At 45.7% G+C, this 22196-nt stretch carries 20 protein-coding genes; 13 read left to right on the forward strand and 7 right to left on the reverse strand.

Translation table 11 applies throughout. The features are described from left to right. The first annotated feature begins 234 nt into the window (after positions 1-234). The 3 genes from LRP50_RS20025 to LRP50_RS20035 all read left to right on the forward strand — a co-directional run bounded on the left by LRP50_RS20025 (position 235) and on the right by LRP50_RS20035 (position 1755). Positions 235-606: a hypothetical protein gene (locus LRP50_RS20025; RefSeq protein ID WP_274166219.1), complete on the forward strand. Its 372-nt coding sequence runs from the start codon at positions 235-237 to the stop codon at positions 604-606. Between the two features lie 90 nt (positions 607-696). Continuing rightward, a complete protein-coding gene (locus tag LRP50_RS20030; protein ID WP_274166220.1) occupies positions 697-1173 on the forward strand; it encodes a GNAT family N-acetyltransferase in 477 nt (158 codons plus the stop codon). 96 nt (positions 1174-1269) lie between these two features. Beyond that, the gene (locus LRP50_RS20035; RefSeq protein WP_274166221.1) at positions 1270-1755 is read left to right on the forward strand and encodes a GNAT family N-acetyltransferase; all 486 of its coding nucleotides are present in this window, start codon (positions 1270-1272) and stop codon (positions 1753-1755) included. 33 nt (positions 1756-1788) lie between these two features. Here LRP50_RS20035 and mltC read toward each other — a convergent pair whose 3' ends face one another. The 4 genes from mltC to LRP50_RS20055 form a co-directional block, all read right to left on the reverse strand. Further along, positions 1789-2892: a membrane-bound lytic murein transglycosylase MltC gene (mltC, locus tag LRP50_RS20040; RefSeq protein WP_274166222.1), complete on the reverse strand. Its 1104-nt coding sequence runs from the start codon at positions 2890-2892 to the stop codon at positions 1789-1791. A gap of 179 nt (positions 2893-3071) precedes the next feature. Further along, on the reverse strand, positions 3072-4262 hold the full coding sequence (lhgO, locus tag LRP50_RS20045) for an L-2-hydroxyglutarate oxidase (RefSeq protein ID WP_274166223.1): 1191 nt from the start codon (positions 4260-4262) through the stop codon (positions 3072-3074). A 110-nt stretch (positions 4263-4372) separates the two neighbouring features. After that, positions 4373-8119: an EAL domain-containing protein gene (locus LRP50_RS20050; protein ID WP_274166224.1), complete on the reverse strand. Its 3747-nt coding sequence runs from the start codon at positions 8117-8119 to the stop codon at positions 4373-4375. Between the two features lie 262 nt (positions 8120-8381). Next, positions 8382-8741 (reverse strand): nucleotide pyrophosphohydrolase, encoded by a 360-nt coding sequence (locus tag LRP50_RS20055; RefSeq protein WP_274166225.1) that lies wholly within the window; start codon positions 8739-8741, stop codon positions 8382-8384. 233 nt (positions 8742-8974) lie between these two features. Here LRP50_RS20055 and LRP50_RS20060 point away from each other — a divergent pair, with 233 nt between their 5' ends. The 7 genes from LRP50_RS20060 (at position 8975) to LRP50_RS20090 (ending at position 14939) form a co-directional block, all read left to right on the forward strand. Further along, positions 8975-9553 carry a DedA family protein gene (locus LRP50_RS20060; protein WP_274166226.1) on the forward strand — a complete coding sequence of 193 codons (579 nt, stop codon included), beginning with the start codon at positions 8975-8977 and terminating at the stop codon, positions 9551-9553. Between the two features lie 47 nt (positions 9554-9600). Beyond that, positions 9601-10677: a D-alanine--D-alanine ligase gene (locus LRP50_RS20065; RefSeq protein WP_420791243.1), complete on the forward strand. Its 1077-nt coding sequence runs from the start codon at positions 9601-9603 to the stop codon at positions 10675-10677. A 65-nt stretch (positions 10678-10742) separates the two neighbouring features. Beyond that, the gene (locus tag LRP50_RS20070) at positions 10743-11306 is read left to right on the forward strand and encodes a DinB family protein (protein WP_274166228.1); all 564 of its coding nucleotides are present in this window, start codon (positions 10743-10745) and stop codon (positions 11304-11306) included. Then, a complete protein-coding gene (locus LRP50_RS20075) occupies positions 11307-12056 on the forward strand; it encodes an NRDE family protein (protein ID WP_274166229.1) in 750 nt (249 codons plus the stop codon). Positions 12057-12177: 121 nt separating this feature from the next. Then, positions 12178-12606 (forward strand): YHS domain-containing (seleno)protein, encoded by a 429-nt coding sequence (locus tag LRP50_RS20080; RefSeq protein ID WP_274166230.1) that lies wholly within the window; start codon positions 12178-12180, stop codon positions 12604-12606. Positions 12607-12621: 15 nt separating this feature from the next. Beyond that, positions 12622-13053, forward strand: a complete 432-nt coding sequence (locus tag LRP50_RS20085) for a YHS domain-containing (seleno)protein (RefSeq protein WP_274166231.1) — start codon at positions 12622-12624, stop codon at positions 13051-13053. 134 nt (positions 13054-13187) lie between these two features. Beyond that, a complete protein-coding gene (locus LRP50_RS20090; RefSeq protein ID WP_274166232.1) occupies positions 13188-14939 on the forward strand; it encodes a lysophospholipid acyltransferase family protein in 1752 nt (583 codons plus the stop codon). Between the two features lie 211 nt (positions 14940-15150). Here LRP50_RS20090 and LRP50_RS20095 read toward each other — a convergent pair whose 3' ends face one another. Both LRP50_RS20095 and LRP50_RS20100 read right to left on the reverse strand, forming a co-directional pair. Then, positions 15151-15666, reverse strand: a complete 516-nt coding sequence (locus LRP50_RS20095; protein ID WP_274166233.1) for an outer membrane beta-barrel protein — start codon at positions 15664-15666, stop codon at positions 15151-15153. A gap of 271 nt (positions 15667-15937) precedes the next feature. Further along, entirely contained in the window at positions 15938-16645 is a 708-nt protein-coding gene (locus LRP50_RS20100) for a DUF445 domain-containing protein (RefSeq protein ID WP_274166234.1), read from the reverse strand. Positions 16646-16812: 167 nt separating this feature from the next. On the opposite strand from LRP50_RS20100, the gene LRP50_RS20105 reads away from it, so the two are divergent. Then, positions 16813-17502, forward strand: a complete 690-nt coding sequence (locus tag LRP50_RS20105) for a hypothetical protein (RefSeq protein WP_274166235.1) — start codon at positions 16813-16815, stop codon at positions 17500-17502. 9 nt (positions 17503-17511) lie between these two features. Here LRP50_RS20105 and LRP50_RS20110 read toward each other — a convergent pair whose 3' ends face one another. Further along, positions 17512-17964, reverse strand: coding sequence for a DUF1353 domain-containing protein (locus LRP50_RS20110; protein ID WP_274166236.1), 453 nt, complete (start codon positions 17962-17964; stop codon positions 17512-17514). Between the two features lie 142 nt (positions 17965-18106). On the opposite strand from LRP50_RS20110, the gene LRP50_RS20115 reads away from it, so the two are divergent. Then, positions 18107-18514: a DUF3047 domain-containing protein gene (locus LRP50_RS20115; protein ID WP_274166273.1), complete on the forward strand. Its 408-nt coding sequence runs from the start codon at positions 18107-18109 to the stop codon at positions 18512-18514. A gap of 245 nt (positions 18515-18759) precedes the next feature. Continuing rightward, positions 18760-21603, forward strand: a complete 2844-nt coding sequence (locus tag LRP50_RS20120; protein ID WP_274166237.1) for an ATP-binding protein — start codon at positions 18760-18762, stop codon at positions 21601-21603. Positions 21604-22196 lie beyond the last annotated feature (593 nt).

Raw genomic sequence — 22196 nt, forward strand, 5'->3', positions numbered from 1 at the left:
ATAAAACATGCCTCTAAGAGTCGCTAACTGGATGTTAAAAGGCTTCAACATGCGTGCTTTAATCTCTAAGATTTCGACGTGTTATCTCTCAACCTTAACTCAATCAACGTTAACTCAATCAACCTGAGGGTCTCCCTTCGTGCGAGTTTGCAGACGCCTTGATCATAACGTCGGTAAACCTCGCTGAATCCTGCATCTTTAGGTTATTTGGGTATATACCAATAAGGAAGGTAAATGAACGTTCTAAAATATGTCGCTTTGTTATCTATCGCAGGGTCTTTTTCGACAAGTGCATTTGAAGTTGAGAAAGCAGACTGGGTCAACGCGATGAAAACAGCGCTACCCACCGCATTCTGTGCCCCCCAACAGTATTTCCGACAGTGCTTTGATGTCACTCCCGTACAGTGCGAAGAAACAGCGGCATCCGCAACACGAGTTTGCTTAACCAACTATCAAGATCAGTTGCCAGAAATTTTCGTGCAGCCCAAGGATGGATCTCATTGGGGAACCATCATAGGTACATGTGCGGGCGAAGCCTATATCGCGACACTTCCAGAAAAGTACTTAGAAAGTGAGAAATGCAATAATCCTGAAAATTGGCGATAGGAGTTATTTCTCCACTGATATGTGAATTAGTCATTTCCGAGTCGGTTTTTCCTAGCTTCCGCATGACTTTGTTAAGGGCAAAGGAGAAAAATGAAACCTGATTTATCGGGAAACCGAGTTGATTTAAGGACCATCCAAACGAGTGATGCCGACGATCTGTTTGAGATTTATGGCAATGCCCAAACCATGGAGTTTGCGTCAGACCCAGTGTTTAGTTCTCAAGGGATGATTCTGCAATTGCTGGAAAGCGTGGTACGGCTAGAGAAGTCCGGTGAGTCATTGGAATGGGCGGTGGTAGAGCGAGCCTCAAATAAAGTTATTGGGACGTGTGGTTTGCATAGTTTTAGTGAAGCTGACCACTCATGCGAAGTGGGTTGTTTGCTGAATTCAGAGTACTGGCAGCAAGGTTATATGTCAGAAGCACTGTTGTTGCTGTTTGCGTATGCAAAGTCATTCGGTATCAGAAAGCTAAATGCCGATATCGATGGTGATAACTTCCGATCTCAAGCTTTGTTTAAAAAACTGGGGTTTGACGTCAAGGGTGCAAGGTTGGAGTGCGTGTTGTGAACGCAATAATCATCACAAGGTGCATCAGGCAAAAGGTATCACTGCCGGGCTTTACGTGTCAGACTCTATACACGGGTTATTAATAGGGAAAGCAGTATGATTAGGGACATCACCAGAGAAGATTTTTCATTGTTCTGGCCGACTTTCTCCGCGGTAATTCAGGCGCAAGAAACCTATGCTTTTGACCCAAGTATGACGCAAGCACAGGCTTATACTTTATGGTGTGAAATGCCGCAAAAAGCTTTTGTCTTTGTTGAAAATGGACATGTTCTTGGCACGTATTATATTAAGCCAAATGCGATGGGGCCGAGTAGCCACATTTGTAATTGTGGCTATATGGTATCCAGTGAGGCCAGAGGCAAAGGCATTGCGCGTCGTATGTGTGAACATTCACAACACGTAGCCATTGAACTTGGCTTCGATGCCATGCAGTTTAATAGCGTTGTGTCGACTAATGACGCCGCCGTTAGGCTTTGGGAGAAACTCGGGTTTGCTATTGTCGGTACGATCCCTAAAGCCTATCAGCATGCTCAGTTAGGCTTGGTTGATAGTTACGTGATGTATAAGTGGCTGCGAAACTGATCAAAAAACGCCCCTTATTTGGGGCGTTAGTATTTATATCTTTCCTTGGCTGAAGTCTTTTTGGAAATACAGCACTTTTTGCAAGTAGCGCCTCGCTTCATCTTTCGGGTGCTCGGTGGTGAGCGCGTCGTACACCTGAGTCGGTGATTTCTGGTTCAACATCACCATGGCTTTCTTTCTGTCTGTGTGGAAGGTGGAAAGTACTCCACCTGTCCCGCTGTTATATGCCGAAATCATGCTGAAGTGGCGTGAAGATGGATTCGTTACTTCGCGCAGGTAGCGGGTTTTCAGAATATGCAGGTAAGCCGTACCAGTATCAATGTTACTTGCTGGATCGAAGAGGTATTCCTTGGTCGGCATGCCCGGCTTTTTCTTGACCAGATTAAACACATCCGCACCTGCCGTTTTTGGGATGACTTGCATTAAGCCGTAAGCACCAGCATGACTAACCGCGTATGGATTGAAGCTACTTTCGGTTTTGATCACCGCGTAAATCAGATCTTCGGGAATATCATAGTGCTTTGAAGCATCACGTACTAAATTGGCGTATTGGTATTCGCGTTGCTCAAGGTGGTCTTTCACCATATCAATTTGAACGTAATACGCTTTGCCTTGCTTAATTGCTTTGGATTGTAGCTTGTTCTCAATCATATAACCGGCAAAGCGATTGGCGCGCCACTCCCACTCAATGGATTTCCCTTCCTGGTCAACAATTTGCCCCATGAAGAAAGGTTTACCTGTGAGCTTTACATCTTTGTCGCTGAACTGTTCTACGTCTTTCGGATCGGCAGGCATCAGTACCGTCTGTACGATAGCCTTGTGCAGTTTTTCCATCGGTTGGTGCTGAGACACGGTTGAAACGTAAATTTTCCCCGCCTCAAAATCAATGTGTGCGCGTGTTTGATAGCCATCAAGATATTTCACATAGCGATGCTTACTGGATTCAACGTAATCGTCATCCCCCCAGTGTTTCTTGGCTTCTTTGGCGAGCAGCGAAAATAAGGTGGCGATCGCTTTCTTGTTGGCATCTGAGAGGGGCTGCCCAGCAATAGGTGGTGTAACAATGTCGTTGCTTTCAGGGGGTATCGCACACCCTGTGAACAGCGCAGTACATAGAAGGAGAACTGCTTTTCTCATGGCGATTTTTTATCTCTTTTTTAGCGTGAAGCGTGCTTTTATCAAATGCTAGGCGTAAGGCCGAGAGGGGCAGTGGCCCACTCTAGAATAGTGGCGACGATGCTATGCCCAGCCTTCAAAAAAGGAAAGGGATTTGTGGGAAATCGTGACGAAAGCACTGCCAAATCCGTCAGTTGACGTTAATTGGTCGATTTATCAACAATGTGGCGCGCAATAGGGAAGCAGGACGTTGCCGCCGGAGAGGGAGCATTACATACCACCAAGGAGCGCGCGGTCTGATGAAACAGGAAATCATCCACCATATCGCCGTTTTGATAAACGGCTTGTGCGCGAATACCGGAGGGGTAGGTGAGCAAGTCATCTTGATTAAGAGTTGGGCAGTATTTTTGGACTTCTTTTAAATAGCCTTGCTTCCATAAGCCGTTGCGAAGCTCTTTCATTGCCGATGAGAAGTTACGGCGAATCAGGCTATAAAAACCGCCATATTGCAGCATCTCAGCGGTATCTTTCATCGAAAATGAAAATCGTGAATAGCCTTCACGTGCAAGGCTTAATACAGCGTTTGGCCCAACGGTAACCGTTCCATCGATCATCTTAGTGAGATGGACACCGAGAAACGGGAGAGCGGGGTCTGGGATGGGGTATATCAGGCTTGAAATGATGCTGTTGTGTTGTGACGGTAATTGGAAGTAATCACCGCGAAAAGGCACCATTTGGAAGTCCGGCGTTTCGCCTAGCATTCGAATGATACGATCGGACATGATACCTGCGCAGGCGATGACCTTGTTGGCATGGAGTATTTGTGTCCCGGCAACTACCGTGACACCATCATCGGTTTCTTGAATATACTCGACGCTAGCATTGAACAAAACGTCCCCGCCATGGCTCTTGATCATTGTTCCGAGTTTTTCGCAGATCTGGCGGTAACTAACGATGCCTGTCGATGGCACAAATATGGCGCCAACCCCTTCAATATTAGGTTCTTTCTGGCGAAGCTGTGCAGCATCGAGTACGTCAAACGCTAAACCATTTTCTTTTGCGCGGACTTTCAATGCTTCCATTCGCTGGAGCTCAGTGGCATTGGTGGCGACCAATAGCTTTCCACATTCTTCAAACGGAATGGCATGTTCACGACAGAACGTTTTAATAGCCAGATTGCCTTCGGTGCAAAACTTGGCTTTCATGCTGCCCGGTGTGTAGTAAACACCGGCATGAATAACGCCGCTATTGCGACCAGTTTGATGACTCGCGACCTGCTCTTCTTTGTCGACAACGACGACGCTGGCGTTGGGGAAACGTGTCTGCAGTTCATGCGCCACGCTAAGCCCAACAATGCCTGCACCAATCACCAAATAGTCACAATCTCTCATTTGCTAGCCTTTGCGTTTAGTGTTTATCGCTAGCATTGAAAGTGATAAAGAACCAAATGGAAAGAAAGGATTAATGACTCTGTGATGAATACGTTTGAATTTTGTACGGTTCAGCTGGCTGATTTGGGGTAGATAAAAGAATGGCTCATCCCTACCTTTGATGAAGAAATAACGCGTGTGAGCGGCATTGGCTCACCGTAAACATAGCCTTGAGAGTAATCAAGACTCGCCCGTTGCACTTGCTGATAATCATCTTCGTTATTCACTTTTGCAGCTGCCGTTTTGACGTTCATCGAGTCACTGATTTGTTTGATCGACTCAACGATACGTTGCTCAACACGGCTCGACTTCATGAGTGATATGAGGCTACTGTCGATTTTCAGCATGGTGATGTTGAGCGTTTTTAGATAGCTAAAGACGCTGACGTCAGAACCGAAATTATCAATCGCGACCTCACACCCCAACTCTCTAAATGACGAGATAATCTCTCTGGCTTTTGCTTTATCAATCACAAGTGTACTTTGGTGGATTTCAATGCAAAGACGCGATGATGGCAATGGACTTTTCTTGACCAGTGCAATGCAATATTTAATGAAATCATCGTCATAGAAAGCGGGTGAAGAAATGTTGATGGCGATAGAAAGCCCGGCTTCTTGCAGTGCTTTGCCCTGTGTTTCTAATACCTCACAGAACACCCAGCGTTCAATGTTGATGAGCCGGCCCGTTTTTTCTGCGGCATTAAAAAATATATGAGGTAACAGCAGTTTGCCCTCATCAGTGATCATTCTAATGAGCACCTCATGCCACGTTGGAAGGTCTTTGCGATGAGCGACGATAGGCATACATAGCAAGGTGAAGGCTTGATTGGATATAGCGGTATCGATCTGGTGGAGTAGGTTGTCATTGCCAAATGAATGGCTTTTGTCGAGGGTATATTCATCAAAGGCAGCGACTCGCACGTCGGGAAGTTGTAACGCGGATGTCAATGCAACATCCGCGTGATAAAGAGATTGCAAAGCCGTAGTGTGTTGATCATCAATGACAGCCAATCCAATGACACTCGTAATTCCAAGGCTTGGCGAATCATGCTGATACTGAAGATTATCAAGCCTTGAGGTGATATTTTCGGCTCGTTCCTTCGCGTCAACGAGAGAATGCTGAGGCAGAAGTACAGCAAATTTGTTGTCATCGATTCGAGCCAGGTACTCATCACTTTTTATCTCGGTTTTGAGCAGCAACGCTGACGACTTGATGATTTGCTCACCAGCAGGCTTACCGAGAAGATCTGATAGCGTTCTAAGCCCTTTTAATTTAATAACAGCGACAATGTGTTCAGCTGATTTTCGAGCCAGTGCGTCGATATGATGCTGCAGTACACCTTCAAAATCTTTGCGGTTCGGAAGTCCCGTTAACGTATCCACTAATATGTGTTTGTTTGACACATCGACCCAACTCGCTTTGGATATGTGCTGAAGGGTAACGATCCATCCTTCTAAGACATTATTGTTTGATAAGGCGGGCTTGGCACACAGAGCGATTTGAATATCGATCCCTGTGGCAGTTTGTAACCAAAAAACGTTGTCGATGGAGAAATACTCTCCGCGAGCGCTGTTAAGTATCTGTTCAAATGACAGTAATTGGTCTCCATCAAACAATGAAAACAGAGCATCAATGGGTTTGCCTATGTCACTTTCATTGCAATGCACAATGTCGTACGTTTGCTCATTAAACGACTGAATGTTGAGGTTAGCATCCAATACGATAATGCCATCGTGAGAGGCATGAATTGCTGCTGACAGTAGGCTGTTGGTGTCATGATGTGTGGTTGAGTCAATATTGGGTATAGGCGTACAGATACCGACAAGGCGTTGAGGATCGTCGCGGGTTGCTTTTATCATGATGTAGTAGCAGGTGTCTTCGGGGAGATTGGCAGTTCTTAGGACATCGGTCTGGTAGTGATCTGAGTACTTGGACGGAGACGTTGTGACAAACAGTGCATCAAACTTCCGTTGATAGTCAGCATGCAAGAGATTGCGCCATGATTGCTTGTTGATGGTGTCGTTGGTCGTTAAACCAAAGAGCGAGTGCATTTCCGCATCCCAGATAAGCTCATCCGTATCTCTGTGGTACTCCCAAATGGCAATTTGGCCAGCTTCTAATTGATGGTTTAGCGCATTTCTGTGTGCGCTCTCAGGAGCTTTATTGCGCTCATGGCTTATGTCGGTGATAGTGCCGATGACTGTGTCAACCACGTCATCATTCTTGTTTTCCACCGGTTGGCTGCAGTCGCGGATCCACCGATAGGTGTTGTTGTCATCCAATATGCGGTACTCCATTGCCAAGGCTTCAGACCCTATTTGGCTCATGGAATGTTGATATTCTCTCAGATCTTCGGGGTGGATGCGCGCCATCCATTCATACATTTTCCTTATGCTCAAAGCGTTAATGCCAATCGCCTGAAAGGCATTCTCAGACAATTGAATATACTTAGTATTCGTTGCCATTTCATACACAGTGATACGGTTGATGCCCAAAGCAAACTCAAACTTCTGCGACCACAAGTTACGTTCTGTATCAATCCGCCGCTCTTTGTCGATATTCCTAATTTGATAGATGAAACTGGTGACTTCACCTGACCAGCGATCTCGGACCGCTGACACGCCAATTTGCGTCCAAATCACGAGTTTTTTCTTTGTGAGTAAACGAGCTGAAACTTGAAAGTTGGACGCATTCGCCATGATCAAGTCATGGCAATGTTGGTGAACGATTTTTCGGTCTGAATGAAAAATGAAGCGGTTGAAGTCTTTACCATCCATCTCGTCTGCATTCATATCAACCATTGCGAGAAAGCTTCGGTTGGTGGTCATCACCTGTCCGTCTGGCAACACCATCACCATCCCGACAACAGACACGTCCATGGCATCCGAAAATAGTGAGGCTTTTTCATCGCTCATTTTTTGTATCTGTTGTAATCGAGCCGATTTCACCGCAAGCAAGATGCCTATCAACATGGCACCTGCAACAGGGGGGAGTAAGTGTGACGACACTGTTTCAAATACTCCTTCAGCAAGGTTTGTTGACGGTGAGACCAAAAGCACATCGAGTATTAATGAAACTGCAAACGCACTAGTGAAGGCCGATAGTCGGTCAAGCATTGAGCTTGCAAGCGTCAGCGTGAACGCAATTGCAATGAAAGGATACGCAACGTGTGAAAGGGAATAGCCACAAAGCAATGTTATCCCAGCAATTAAGATGAGAGTCTTGGGGGAGACGAGTGAAGAGGGGAGGTGATAGGGCCGATTTAACAACACAAAGGAAAAGGGGGTGATGGCCAAGATACCTATGACATCTCCAAAATACCAATTTGAGACAATGTCGATAAAGGGAATTGCCAGCGCCTTATGCAAGATGTAACCGCCACTCAGGGCCCCCAGTAACGGGCTTAAGCAAACCACTAACAACACAAAAAGGTAAAATGCAGGCATTGAAATGAATGGTGATGATGTGCGGTTGATATACGCCAGAGCGACGGTGCCAGCTGCAATGGTTGATGTGTTGGCGAGCGAAAGCAGAATACTTTGTATTAGTGCATCACCGAACAGAATATTGGCGAGCAAAATAGCCAAAAATGCGGTGCCGAGGAGAACCCATCGTTGAGATTTGGGAGCAAGCGTAAGAAGCGTGATAGCAAGTCCGTTAGCATACCAAGTGAATGCTGAACTGCCGGGTTGGCGCAGCAAATAAATGGCGAGGAGTGCTGTGAATAAACACCCAACAAAAACAAAGACCACGCGCGTGAACAAAGCACCATCAGAAAAGTTGTCTGTTGAATGTTCTTGCTCGCTAACGAATGCCATTTACATTCCCATGATTTCAAGTTGAAAGTTGTGTGGATGACAGCTAGCCAACCACCGTGTCCACTGCCGAGGGCTTGGGTTCACCATGCGCTTTGTACTCGCAGAGACAATGCAATGTATTTGCAAGTGAATGCACATAAGTAAAAGTCTAGCGTAAGTCTCATAAATGGGATGTGGATTTAAAATTGATGCCAGCGAAGACCGTTGGCATCAATCTGTGTGCGGGTGATGGGTGACGATGGGTGAGATATGTCGTGAATATTTATAGCTCGTTGTATTTGACTGCGCGTCCGTAGCATTTATCGACGGGGTACTTCTCATTGTTTAGTGCGAGTTTTTTGTCGCAGGCATCTTCAAGATTAACGTGGCACTTATCAGCGATGCGAAGCAGATAAAGTTGAATATCTGCCAGCTCGTGAGCTAGCGCTTCTTTTTTGTCGGCAGGGAAATTTGCCGCTTGCTCTGGTGTCAGCCATTGAAACAATTCTGCGAGTTCCCCTACCTCACCACTCAGTGCCATGACAAGATTCTTCGGATTGTGAAATTGCTCCCAGTCACGAGCTTTGGCGAATTCGGTCATTTCGTTTTGCAACCGGAGAAAAGGAGATGTTGTTTTAGTCATGGTGTGTTTGCTCGTTCATTAAATTTACGCATCAGTGTGTCACGATCATTCAGCAACGCAACTCTTCCAAAGTTTAGAGAATAAGACATTTGCAATAGTGAGTGCATGGTACAAATTTGGCGTGTTCAGTGTCCTATTTTTGTGAATTTAAAGAGTTTATGAGCAATCTGAAAGCGAATTGCTTTTTAACCTGTCTACTCTCTAAGAGATAAGCAGCCGAACAGGGCAACATTTTGAATGACGTAACAATAACCCTTTTGCAATATTCGCCGTTGACCCTTTTTTTCGCGGTGATTTTGTTGTCGTACTTGCTTGAAGATCTCGCGATTATTACTGCGAGTGTGGCAGCGGCTCAAGGTGTTATGACGGTTCCAATGGCGTTGTTATCCATTTTTGTAGGAATCGCGAGCGGCGATGTGGGTCTTTATGCACTGGGTGTATGGGCAAGAAAATGGCGTCGGTTGCGTGGCTTGTTGCTCACGAAACCCAGCGTGCGTTTGATCCGCAAAAAACTGCGAGCTAATCCCGTCAGCAATCTTTTCCTTATTCGCTTTGTCCCCGGACTGCGTTTTGTGGGTTTCTGCTTAAGCGGCTTTTTCCGCGTAGGATTGCGTGCTTTTTTGCCCGCGGTACTGCTCGCAACGGCATTGTGGACAGCTGTGGTGTTCACCTTGGTGTACCAACTGGGCGAAATTGAATGGATCCATAGCAATCTAAGTTGGGGACTGATTCCGGTCGTACTGATTCTGTTGTACGGCGTTAACCGTTTTGCTGGAAACAAGCTTAAGGAGAAAGCAGTTTGCACAGATTAAAACTGGTGGACGAGAAGACAAATCCCGCACTGCCCATTAACCATGGAATGCCACCGCTCAACATGAAAGGCAAAGCTGTGTCTGCCTTTGAGTTTTGGCCTGGATGGATATTTTATGCACCTGTAGCGGTGCAGTGGATTTGGTATGGCATTAAATATCGCAGTGCGAGCTTGCCACTGATAGCGAACCCTGGCATTGAACTTAGTGGCATGGTTGGCGAGTCAAAAGACGCCATTTTGTCTCTTGCCGGTGAACGCGCCAAACCTTGGATTCTGCCTTATGTTATGTGGGAAAAGAATACCACGTCGGCGGAATCTCAAGCTCACCAAGCTCTTTCTGCTCTGCACGATGCGGGCTTGGGTTTTCCTGTCGTCGCGAAGCCTGATCTGGGTTGCCGTGGTGCGGGTGTGCGGCTGGTGGAAAACAAAGCAGAGCTGGAAGACTACTTACGTCTGTTTCCTGATGGCGCGCGCTTAATGCTGCAACAAAAAGCGCCATATAACGCGGAAGCTGGTGTGTTTTACGTGCGTTATCCCGAGGAAAAACGAGGGCGGATATTTTCGTTAACGCTGAAATATAACCCTTTCGTTGTCGGAGATGGTCAACGCACGTTAGCAGAGCTTATTGATGATGATCCCCGTGCCAGCAAAGTGCGCCATTTATATCGTGACCGCCATGAAGACAAACTGAATCTTGTGCTGGCTGAAGGCGAAACATTTAGGTTGGCGTTCGCAGGGAGTCATAGCCGAGGCGCTATATTTAGAAATGGCTGTGAATTTATTACTGATGCGCTGGTGGCGCGTTTAGATGAAATTTTTGATGACTTTCCCGGGTTTCACTACGGACGGATAGACCTCAAGTTTCGTGATATTGAAAGCCTAATGCGTGGTGACGATTTTGCGCTCATCGAAGTCAATGGAGCAAGCAGTGAAGCCGCACATATTTGGGATAGAGAAGCCTCCTTGAAAGAGGCTTTCTCAACCCTACTCGAGCAGTATCGGATCCTGTTTGAAATTGGCGATTTACAGCGTAAATCGGGGCATAAAGTGCCAACACTGGGTGAGCTTTACAAGGCATGGCAACGGGAAAAAGCCTTGGTGCGTCATTACCCGTCAACAGACTGAACGAAGTGATGCGCGAAACAATAATGAATCAATCCAATTTGTGTTTTAAAGATGAAGGGGAAAGCATGTTAGCAAAGGATGTCGTGATGAAGTCCAATTTAGGTTCTTGTTCCACGTCGCCTGCTGAAGTGATTGGTGGAATGGATGTCGCGGCGCAATCTTTAGAACTGTTACATCAACTTTCTGATGCGCAATATAACCATGTCGCAGCACCATATCTGCAGAGCAGTATTGGCCAGCATATGCGCCATATCCTCGATGTTTTTCATGCCATTACGGTTTACCCTAGGTCCGATTTTATTGATTACGATGTTCGTCGACGCGCACACCCTGTTGAAAAAGAGAAAGCGATTGCCATAGCCGAGTGGATTTCGCTTTGTGACTGGCTTGATGCATTGAGTGAGGATGACTTGCTCTCACTCGTCAATGTCAGTGGCGAAGTGAGCTTGACGCATCATGTCGCGTCAGTGACCCATTCCACCCTTGGGCGTGAACTCTCTTTCGTTGCCAGCCATGCGGTGCATCACTTTGCTTTGATCCGTGTGAGTTTGTGCGCTCAAGGAATATCGAGCGCTGAGACGTTTGGGATGGCAGCTGCGACGGCAACGTATTATCGAGAGGGCGATTAAATGTGCACAGTTAGCTGGTTATTGCATGAATCGGGTTACGACGTCTTCTTCAATAGAGATGAGCAGAAGGGGCGGGCGATCGCGCATCCACCCCAGTTGTTGTCACAGGGTAATACATCGTTCTTGATGCCTGTTGACCCCGATGGAGGCGGTACATGGATGGCGACCAATCACAATGGTTTGTCACTCTGTCTGTTGAATTATTACCAAGGCGACATTCCTGAATTACCGTTAATTAGCCGCGGCTTATTGGTCAAAATGCTCGCGCCGTCATTGATGGTTTCTGATGTGGTTTCCACTTTGAATAATCTTCATCTGGGATCCTATGCGCCTTTCACGCTTTTGGTATTTGCGCCTGACCTTTCTTCGACTCATGGTCATGTCATTGCTTTTCAGTGGGACGGTCACGTGCTTACGCAAAGACCAAGTATTGAACCTATGATTTCTTCGTCTGTTGCGTTTACTGAAGTGATGCAAGCTCGTCGACAGGCACATAACATCATTATGACCGAGCCACGTACCATCGAAAAAGCGTGGGAGTTTCATCGGAGTCATGTCCCCGAGGCTGGTTATAAATCGGTTTGTATGCATCGGGACGATGCGAACACAGTGAGTTTTACTCACCTGAAAGTGACGCCTGAGCACGTCGAAATGATTTATGTCGATGGGCCCCCTTGTCAAAAGGGGGAGGCTGTAAGGACATTGCTTGGGCGGCAATCGTTATCGTTGCGACTGGCTGCGAGTGATTAACACAATGACAGATGAGATATCGGTGAAAACTTGATGAGAGTTTTGATGAAAATTCTGAAAGGAAACAGGTGTAGCTCGGTCATATATACCAAGCCATCAATACATAACATGGAGAGATGATATGTCTCGGATATTATTACTGATTTCACTGTTTTTTTCGGCAGCCACCTTCGCTGCTGATGAAGTATACACAGGCTTTTTTAGCAGTAAGGCGTTAAGTGGCTACGACACCGTTTCTTACTTTGAAGGTGGCCCTGTAAAAGGTTCATCTAAATTCAAAACAGATTACAAAGGCGCTGAGTGGCTGTTTTCAAGTCAAGCTAACCTCGACAAGTTTTTAGCAGATCCAGAACAGTATGCACCGCAATACGGCGGTTACTGTGCGTGGGCCATTGCCGAGAAAGATGATCTAGCACCGGGCGACCCAGCTTACTGGGATATTGTTGATGGTAAGTTGTACCTCAACTACGACAAATCGATAAAGAACAAATGGGAAAAAGATATTCCCGGCTTCATTGTTCAGGGTGATTTGAACTGGGCAAAACGTTAATTAGGGAAGATATCTATGAAATCATTTTTATTGTCTATGTTTGCTCTGATTTTTTCGACGAACGTGTTTGCAGCAAAAGAAATTTATACAGGCTTTTTTGGCAATGACGCGGTGAGTGGTTACGACACCGTCTCATTTTTTGATGGTACGCCAACAGAAGGAAGTTCGACGTTTAAGACTGAACACGATGGCGTGACTTGGAAATTTGCTAACCAAGCTAACCTTGACAAGTTTTTGGCAAATCCCGCGCAGTATGCCCCGCAATACGGTGGTCATTGTTCGTGGGCCATTGCCGCGAATGACGCACTAGCTCCGGGAGATCCAATGCTTTGGAAAGTGGTAGATAACAAACTTTACCTCAATTACAACGAAGAGACGTTTGAGACCTGGAATCAAGATATCGAAGGTTTCATTGAGACTGGCGATAAAAATTGGGCAAAACGTTAATTCCCATCAACGCGTAAGCACGTTTCTGAGTCGTTGAATGAGTAGCTGTTAGGGACTTATCACTATCACTTTGCCAATAGGCGAATAGCAAAGAAATGCAGTGCCACCATATTGCGTTTCATTAGGGAGAGAGAATGAATACAAGTCCTTTTCTGTTACCAAGAAAAACGCCTTTTGGCATGGTCGAAAAAACGCTGGAATCAATGACTGGCCTTCGTACCCTAGACAAGTATTACCGCCTCCGCCCTGAAGGTATTGATACTGACAATTTTCTTACCTATACCCTCGATGTGTTGGGCATTGACTATCACGTTTCTTCGCAGGACATCGGTCATATTCCGATATCAGGAAGTACCGTGGTTGTCGCGAATCATCCGTTGGGGGGCGTAGAAGGGGTCATTTTAGCCAAAGTGCTGCGTGAAGTGCGGCCTGATGTCAAAGTGCTAGCAAACTATTACCTTAAACGCATTCCTGAACTGAGTGACTTGTTCATTGGTGTTGATGTATTTGAAGGTGAAAGTGCTAGGCGCGCTAACATGCGCGCGTTGCGTGAAGCACATCAACACGTCAGTGATGGTGGCCTGTTGTTGGTTTTTCCTGCGGGTGAAGTCTCGACGTTTGACGAAAATGGTGTGTTGAGTGACAAAGCGTGGAGTCGCTCTGTGGCCGCTATTGTCAGAAAGCACAAAGCGACAGCCCTGCCGATATTCATTGGTGGGCGGAACAGTCGAAAATTCTATCGTGCGGGTGTCATTCATCCACTGCTTCGTACCGTGCTGTTAGGAAGAGAGTTGCTTAATAAACGTGGGCAACCCATTTCCTTAACGATTGGCGAGCCCATTAAGTGGAAAGAGTGTCGCGGCTTTGAAAGCGACGATAGCCTCGTTAACTACTTACGACTGAATACCTACCTGTTACATCAGGACAAAGCCCTCGAAGCCCCTTCTGATATTCATGATGCAGAGCCGATTATTGATGCGCTAGGTGTTGATGTCATTGAAGAGGAAATCAGACATTTGCCAGATGATGCCAAATTACTGTCCTCCGGCGAATTTGATGTGTACTGCACAACCAGCGAACACATTCCTCGTATACTCAAAGAAATCGGTCGAATGCGTGAAGCCAACTTTCGTGCTGTAGGCGAGGGAACAGGGCTTGCGTGCGACTTGGATGAATACGACACCTATTATTTGCACCTCTTTATTTGGGATAGAGAAGCGCAGAGTATGGTTGGCGCATATCGTCTAGGGGAAGTGCAAAATATAGTTAAAAAACAGGGGATTGAAGGGTTGTACTCACGGAGCCTATTCCAATATGATCAGCGCTTTGTGGACAGCATGAATGTGTCTTTGGAGATGGGACGTTCGGTGATCGATGCAAAGTATCAGCGCAGCCTATCGGCACTTCTTTTGCTTTGGAAGGGCATTGCAGAATACGTAAGTCGTCATCCGCATATCACCACACTCTTTGGCCCTGTCAGCATTAGCAATGATTATCCTATAAAAGCGAGGCGCTTATTGGCAGAAAGCCTCAGCGTTCATCACTACGATGATGATAAAGCCCAATTGGTAAAACCCACCACACCATTAGAAACGTCTGATCCTGTGCCTTGGCATACCACTATGCTGACAGCGCTAGGTGACATGCAAGTGCTCTCTCGTGTACTCAGTCGAATGAGTAGCGGTTTAGGGGTGCCCGTATTGTTACGACAATACTTGGGATTGAATGGGAAACTGGTATGTTTTAACGTCGACCCCGCGTTTAACAATGCGCTAGATGGTTTGATTGTGGTGGACTTGCGAAATGTTCAAGCCAAGACGCTAGGGCGCTATATGGGCAAAGAGAAGGCGGAGACGTACCTTGCGATTCATAATGCTTCGAAGTAATGCGCGCACTAAAGCGGATGAGTGAGTTGCCTGGACTGCGGGGAGCGAGAACGTGAAATCTAGCGTCAATCTCTAAGGGTATATGTGATAACACAAATAAAAACAGCGCCGAGAGCGCTGTTTTTGATTCTGTCATTCACACGCGTTGCGCGAGAGTGGGTATCGTTATTCTCTGACCTGACACTTCGCGTTACGAGTGACGTTGAAGCACTTAGAAATTTAGACGTGCACCAATAGAGACAGTGCCAGTTTCGGCGTTGCCGCGATCTTGATATCCCACTTCTATGGCCATACCTGGACCAATCGCAGGCGCTAAGCTCAACCCAACAGCGCCGAGTAAACCATAGCCATCTTCCACTTCAGTGCCATAAGTGTTTTCGTAATAGTTAGCGCCACCGCGAACGTAAACATCACCGAGCACAATAGGCACACGCACTTGTAAAGCGAGCGGCACAGAGACTGACGTGAAACTTTGGTCGATGCCACTTTCATCAGGAATATCAGCGGTGGTTTCACCGTAGCCTGAATAAATACTGGTCATACTGGTGAGTTTAAGGTTGCCCGTGACAGACCAGAAAAAGCCCGTCGCGCTGCGGCCTTTGTACTTCACATTGGCAACACCCGCATCTGCACCAACGGAAAGTGGTAACACCAATGCTGAAGCAGAAGATGCAAACAGCGCACCGATAAGCGCAGACGCTAACGTGTAAGTCCTTATTTTGGCCATAAATTCACCTCGTGTGAAAGACAGTTATAGTGTCGCAATTTCGCGACAAAAGAATATGCATTTAGTGTAGAAGTGAATCAGTGAGGTTGTGGCGCACGCGAAAGAAATTTCATAATTAGATCATGTATTTGTGACTTGTGCCTAAGAGATGTTAGTGCCACAAAAAACGGCACCCTAAGGTGCCGTGATATGTTGAACGTTTTGCTGACTAGGTTTTAGGTGACTATTTTTTTAGTGGCTATGTTATCAGTGACTTTGTTAATTGCGTCAACTAGCCTGCAATTAGCGCGGAGACTACGCCGATCAGACCACCAAATACCCCACCCCATACCACTAGCCAACCGAGATGTTTGCGGATCATCTTTTGAACGATATCTTTGACCATGTTTGGTGTTAGCTCGTCGAGGCGTTGTTCAATCACGGTTTCAATGTTTGCTGTGATATCGCCTAGCATTTCAGGTTGTTCGATTTGGCTTTTCAGGGCTGCACGGAAGTTGTCCTGCTGAGTAATCTCGATGACAGATTCGCGCATCTTTTCCACGAAAGGCTCACGAAGCGGTGTTAGGGCTTCTGCGCCACCAAACATCATCAGCATACCGCCAAATTGACTGTTGTTGATCACATCCACTAAGCCATCAAACGTTGGGTTAAAATCAATCTTTTCGATCACGGGATCGAGGTTGAGGTTTGCCCCGTCTGACATCTCTTTGTTCAAGAAGCGGTCAATATTCTCCTTGGTAAAGAACTGATCCATCATGAGTGAGCGAATGCCTAGTTTGAAAGCTTCAAAACGCGCCTGAATGACACCTGAGCCATAAAGCCCCGGCACTTTCTCAAACAGCATATGTACCGCAAGTAAGTTGGTCAGTGAGCCGGACAGCGCGAATAGACCGCCATAAAGTGCGATAGGTTGGTCAAGGAAGTAGCCTGCAGCGAAAACAGCGACTGCAATGGCATTGGTCAGAAAACTTTTATTCATGGTTTGCCTTGGGAGAATAATTTGATTGGCGCGATTTTATAGGATGGTATGGCGAGTCACAATATCGTGATTTTATAGATTTAACCCTCATACCCCATGTCGCACGCTTCCCAAACGGTAATACTGCCACCTACACTTTTTTAGGACTCGATAGACATGAGGTAAAAATGATACGTCGCCTATGGTTGTGTACGGCATTGGTTATGGTCTTAAGTGCTTGTAGCAGTACCAGTCGTCCTTTTGAATTTAAAAATCTCGCCAAATCGGACATGGATTTGATCACGGATATTCATATCATGGAAATCCGCGATTTAGTGCAAGAACTTACGATCAAGCTCTACAAACGAAATCCAAGAGAACTCGCCAAAGTCAGCGACATGACGGTCAATGATCGGCTCGAATCTTTCATGACGGTCAAGCGACCGCAAAATGGCTACGTGGAACTGGGTGGCGTGGATGGGATTAACGCCTTGCATCTTGCTTTCTCAGAGACGTTTAACGGCGACCGCGTGTTTGCCATGATGGTGGGGATCACCGGCATGATAAGCAGCAGCTATAACAACCAACTTGAATTCTATTTGCTTGACGATATAGACCAGCAAAAACTCTATAACAGCGCTCGCAACCTCGAAACCGTTGCATGGTTACTTAACACCCGCAAAAATATCAATGGCGAGCTCATGCTGTTAAGCAATGGCATCGCCGTTGATGGTACACCGAATTACAGCTATGAACGCGTCCTCGGTCAGATGATCGTGATACAAGACATGATGGCGACAATGGTCGCCGATAGTACCAATCGCACCATCAATCAGGTTGTGCATGGCATGGCCTCAATGACGTTCTTTCCAATCTGATAGTTGGCGTTACTTAGCGTCGATGATTTCTTTAGGAAAGCAGTACTTACTGACATTTTTTTTGTTTTTAACCAGTTCGTAGAGTGTTCTTAAATAGGCTTTATCATCCTCGTCATTGTCCCAAAAAAATCGCCCTCCAGCCCTCACTGCACTCCAGATCATGTTAGCCCGAAGGTTATCGACGCCATTTTGGCAAAGCAGCGTATAGAGAATGCTATCTGCTTCTTTGCGAGAAACTTGATGGTTGTAAAACAACCAGTCGTGAACCAATGCAGGCATCATAATGTCCGGATGAAAGGGAGTGAAAGTGATTTGCCAAGCCGCAGATGGAATAGTGGCGCCGTCATAGCGAAAGTACTGCGGGACAAGGATATTGACCCCATTAACAGTGATCCCGAAATCCTTCGTAAGTTCATATTTGTTGGTGAGTGCGCTAGGTTTGAGTCTAGGTTGATTGATCATGATGAACCCCTTGCGGCCTGTATAGGATTCTAGAGTATGCAATTGAGAGTACTGTCTTCGTATCAAGGGTGGGAGTTCTTGCGAAATAGACGCTAGCAGAAAGAAACTCTGCGGTTGGTGATGACCGACGTTCGTACAATGGATTTCACAAAGTTTAGTACAACGGTTTTCACAAAGACTAGTACAACGGTTTTCACATCGATTAGCACGACGGTTAGTGCAACGGAGATGGAATGAAATTTATTCCTCATTAGAAACCATCATCTATGTCTGGTCAGCGAATAAAACGCGCAACAGTTTTTGGGGTAATCCCTTTTCTCCGCGTTCGTTCAAAATGTTAGCGGCAAACGGCGGTGTTGAAAAAGGAGAGTGGCAGTACGTTAGCCGTAATGTGCGTGAAGACTTTCAGCGTCTTTATGGCGAGAATTATCGAACCTTGAGCGCAGTGTCGATTATGTCTGACAGTGACAATTCCAAGAGTCGAAGCGCAGCATATATGTCGACCATTCGCTTCTCATCATCACCGATCACGCCTTTCAACTTTCCTTAGCTTCGAACGTAACCTTGCAAACCCATCCCAAATAGGTGGTTCTGATCATGAACTTTCAATGTTCAGCTAACCTTACAGTGAAGAAATATACATATGATATGGGTTGTATAAGATTTGTTAAGCCGATGTAGGGGGTGACTTAACGGCAGGGCATGTTTTGCTCTATACCCAAACAACCTGAGTCCTTGTCCGCATATTTTGGCCTTGGTGATACATCACTGATGGCCTTGGAAAAGAATAAAGACATGAAGCTGACGACAAAACTCCCTGCGATTTTCTTTCTCTTTGGTGTGATGATCACTGGCATTGTGGGCAGTATGATCTTGATGGGAATAGAAACACTTCAAACAGTGATGCTGGTTGCACTTGTATTACTCTGTACGTTAATGGCATTCGCCCTGGCCCAGCGTATTGTGGAATCGGAACGTCACAGTCCTCTCAATGATGACCAGAAATTTCTGCAGGATATTCAACACCACGCCATCGAATTTTCCGCCACGGGTATTATTGTCAGCGATGCTCGTCAAATAAAAAAACCGATAATCTATGTCAACCAAGCATTTGAAAGACTATCAGGATACGCAGCCAATGATATCATCGGTTCGAACATCGACATGTTCCACGGTGACGAGTTTTGGTTGAATGCGTCGGCTTCGGTTGTCTCGGATGACCACGGTCAGCCTAAATTTGTCATTAACTTATTGGAAGACAATACTGCGCGTAAAGAAGCCGAATTGGAGTTAGTTCGAGCCCAAGAGACGCGAGATGAGCTACTCCGTGGGATGAAATTAGCGTCGAACGCGGGGGGGATTTGTAATTGGTCATTGGATATTAACTCCGGTGAACTGCGATGGGACAAGGCCATGTTTGATCTTTATGGTTTGTCAGACTCCAAGCCTTTAACGTATGAGGATTGGCGGTCATCGGTTCACCCAGATGACGTTGAATATGCCGAAAAAGAAGTCGGTAACGCGCTTGAAGCCAATACTTTGTTTAACGCAGAGTTTCGAATTATTCATGGATTTACTGGTGAAGTGAGGTGGATAAAAGCCGCAGGCGATGTACACCGCAATCCGAACAGTGAGCAATATACATTATTCGGTATTAACCTCGACATTACGGATGAACGTATTCTTCAGAAGAAATTAGAGCAGGAATCCCAAACAGCCTTGCAGGCAAGTGAAGCGAAATCTCGGTTTCTTGCCATTATGAGCCATGAAATCCGTACCCCGATGAACGGAGTTATTGGCATGATTGACTTGCTACGAGAAAGTGAGTTGACGCAAGAACAGCAGCGCATGACCACCACCATTCGGGATTCCTCGTTTTCACTGTTAGATATTATCAATGATGTGCTCGATTTCTCGAAAATTGAGTCTGGCCAAATGGCATTAGAGTACCGAGATACTGATCTCCTCAATGTGATCGAAAAGACCTTAGATCTGCTCAGAGTCAGCGCCCAAGCAAAAGGTGTCACACTGCAAATTCGGCATGATTTTCGTATACCAGCGTTGATAAAAATGGATTCGATCCGTATTCGGCAGGTGTTACTGAATTTAGTGGGCAACGCGATCAAGTTTTCACATAAGCCCGAACGGGAAGCTTCAGTCACAGTGTCTACGGAATACATTGAAGAGAATACGTCGTTACGTATTTCTATTGCCGATGATGGTGTTGGCATGACACCTGAGAAAATTAGTAAGCTCTTCAAACCATTCACACAGGCTGATAATTCGACCACCCGGAAGTTTGGCGGTACAGGACTTGGATTGAGTATTAGCAAATCATTTGTGGAGATGATGAAAGGGCAGATTGCTGTTACCAGCCAACCAAGCTTAGGTAGCACATTCACCATTACGCTACCTTTAAACCACAGTGAGTTTGACGACACCTTGTTACGTGATTATGACTTTAGCGATTACACATTTGTAGTGATGGTTAAAGACAGCGACATATTCGAAATGTGCTCGCATATTATCTCTCAGTGTCAGCCAAAACGGGTGATAAGAAAGATGCCTCACTCACTGGATAATCATAGCCGTGTCATTGTTGTTACCTTAAACGAGCCAATGAATATCCATGATCTAACGCTAAAAAATATAGTTTTAGACGCTGAACAGTCTGACGTATCAGGCAGTGTTACCCCTCAGCTTTATTACTTAGGTAGTAGGCCACTTAATCCCAGTGAAATGATTGTTGCTGCCGCAGTGCTATGCGGGTTTAGAGAACCTGACAGCAAGACTGTGGAACATACTCTGTTACGCCATTCGAGCAATAACACTGAAGACTACGATATTGATAAAGACAATATTGTCATTCTGTGTGCGGAAGATCAGCCGACAAATCGCATGGTGTTGGAGCGCCAATTGACCAGTCTCGGTTATCGCTATGAAATGACCTCAAATGGTGTTGAGGCATTGGCAGCGTGGAAGTCGGGTCAGTACCCCATTGTTTTGACTGACTGTCACATGCCGGAAATGGATGGATTTGAGCTGGTGGCTGAGATCCGCCGCTTGGAGGCTGACAAACACCATAAGACGTTGATGATCGCGATAACGGCAAACGCTTTGGTTGGGGAGGAAGAAAACTGTGAGCAAGCGGGAATGGATGACTATATTGCTAAACCTGTTGAGCTTGAAAAGCTACGCTCGGTGTTAGCCGCAAATATCAGAAATCACCCAATGAGAACGTTTGCTTCACATGAGAATTTACCACCACGGTCTTCAATACCAGAGACAAATATAGAGGCCGAACTCATTGATTTCGAACATTTACAAAACGTGATCGGTACGGGTGATAAGAAGATGATCGATGCCGTTCTAAGCATTTTCTGGGAATCACTAATGTCTGATCTGGTTTTATTGGAAAACGCGATATCGGAGAAGGATACTGAGCAGATTGGTGTGCTTGCTCATGGTATTAAAGGTTCAGCTGCATCGAGTGGCGCGCTGCCTTTGAGTGTATGCTTTCAGGAAATGGAAGCATGTAAGGCTGACGTGATAAAGGTTAACCAGCTACTTGCTAGTGTGAAGGGCATGATTGCGGGTATTGAAGAAGTACTTCTTCAAGAAACTAACATCAAGGTGTGACCTTGATTGTGATTGCCATCAGCACCGCGACGACCCAGCATCGACACTTATTAGCTGTGATTGAAGGATTTCTCTCGCTAGATTAATGCAGATGTTGAGCTGGAATTTTCGCCGTTGTCAGAGTGGGACAAAAGCGCTTCTTTGATCAGAGTTGTCGGGCATTTAGTGCAGGATTGCATATGTGTAGTGTTTCATATTTCAAACTCGCCTACACCCAAGTATCTTCAGGCTGCTGAGTATAAGTTGGAAGCGGTACAACCAAAAAAATGAGAGAGACTGCAATTAATCTTGAGGGATTTGACTCAAATCAAAAGTAGCCATTGCAAGGTCTCGATATGTAATCGATTGACTTGGTAACATATGCTTTCATTCTTTATATAAAATAACTGCAACATTACTGTTAACTAAATTATTAATTGAGAGTGATGGTTATTATTTGACGGTGCTTTTTTCACGATTTTAACTGTTTGTGAAAGCAGTGTCTGATTTACCATCATATAATACTGGTATCATATTAATATTATTAATTTATATTTTTCATCTAGTTAAGTGTGATTGCATTCATACTCTCTACTTTATAAGACAAATAGATG

It is taken from the genome of Enterovibrio gelatinilyticus, from assembly GCF_028683095.1.
GTDB classification, from domain to species: domain Bacteria; phylum Pseudomonadota; class Gammaproteobacteria; order Enterobacterales; family Vibrionaceae; genus Enterovibrio; species Enterovibrio gelatinilyticus.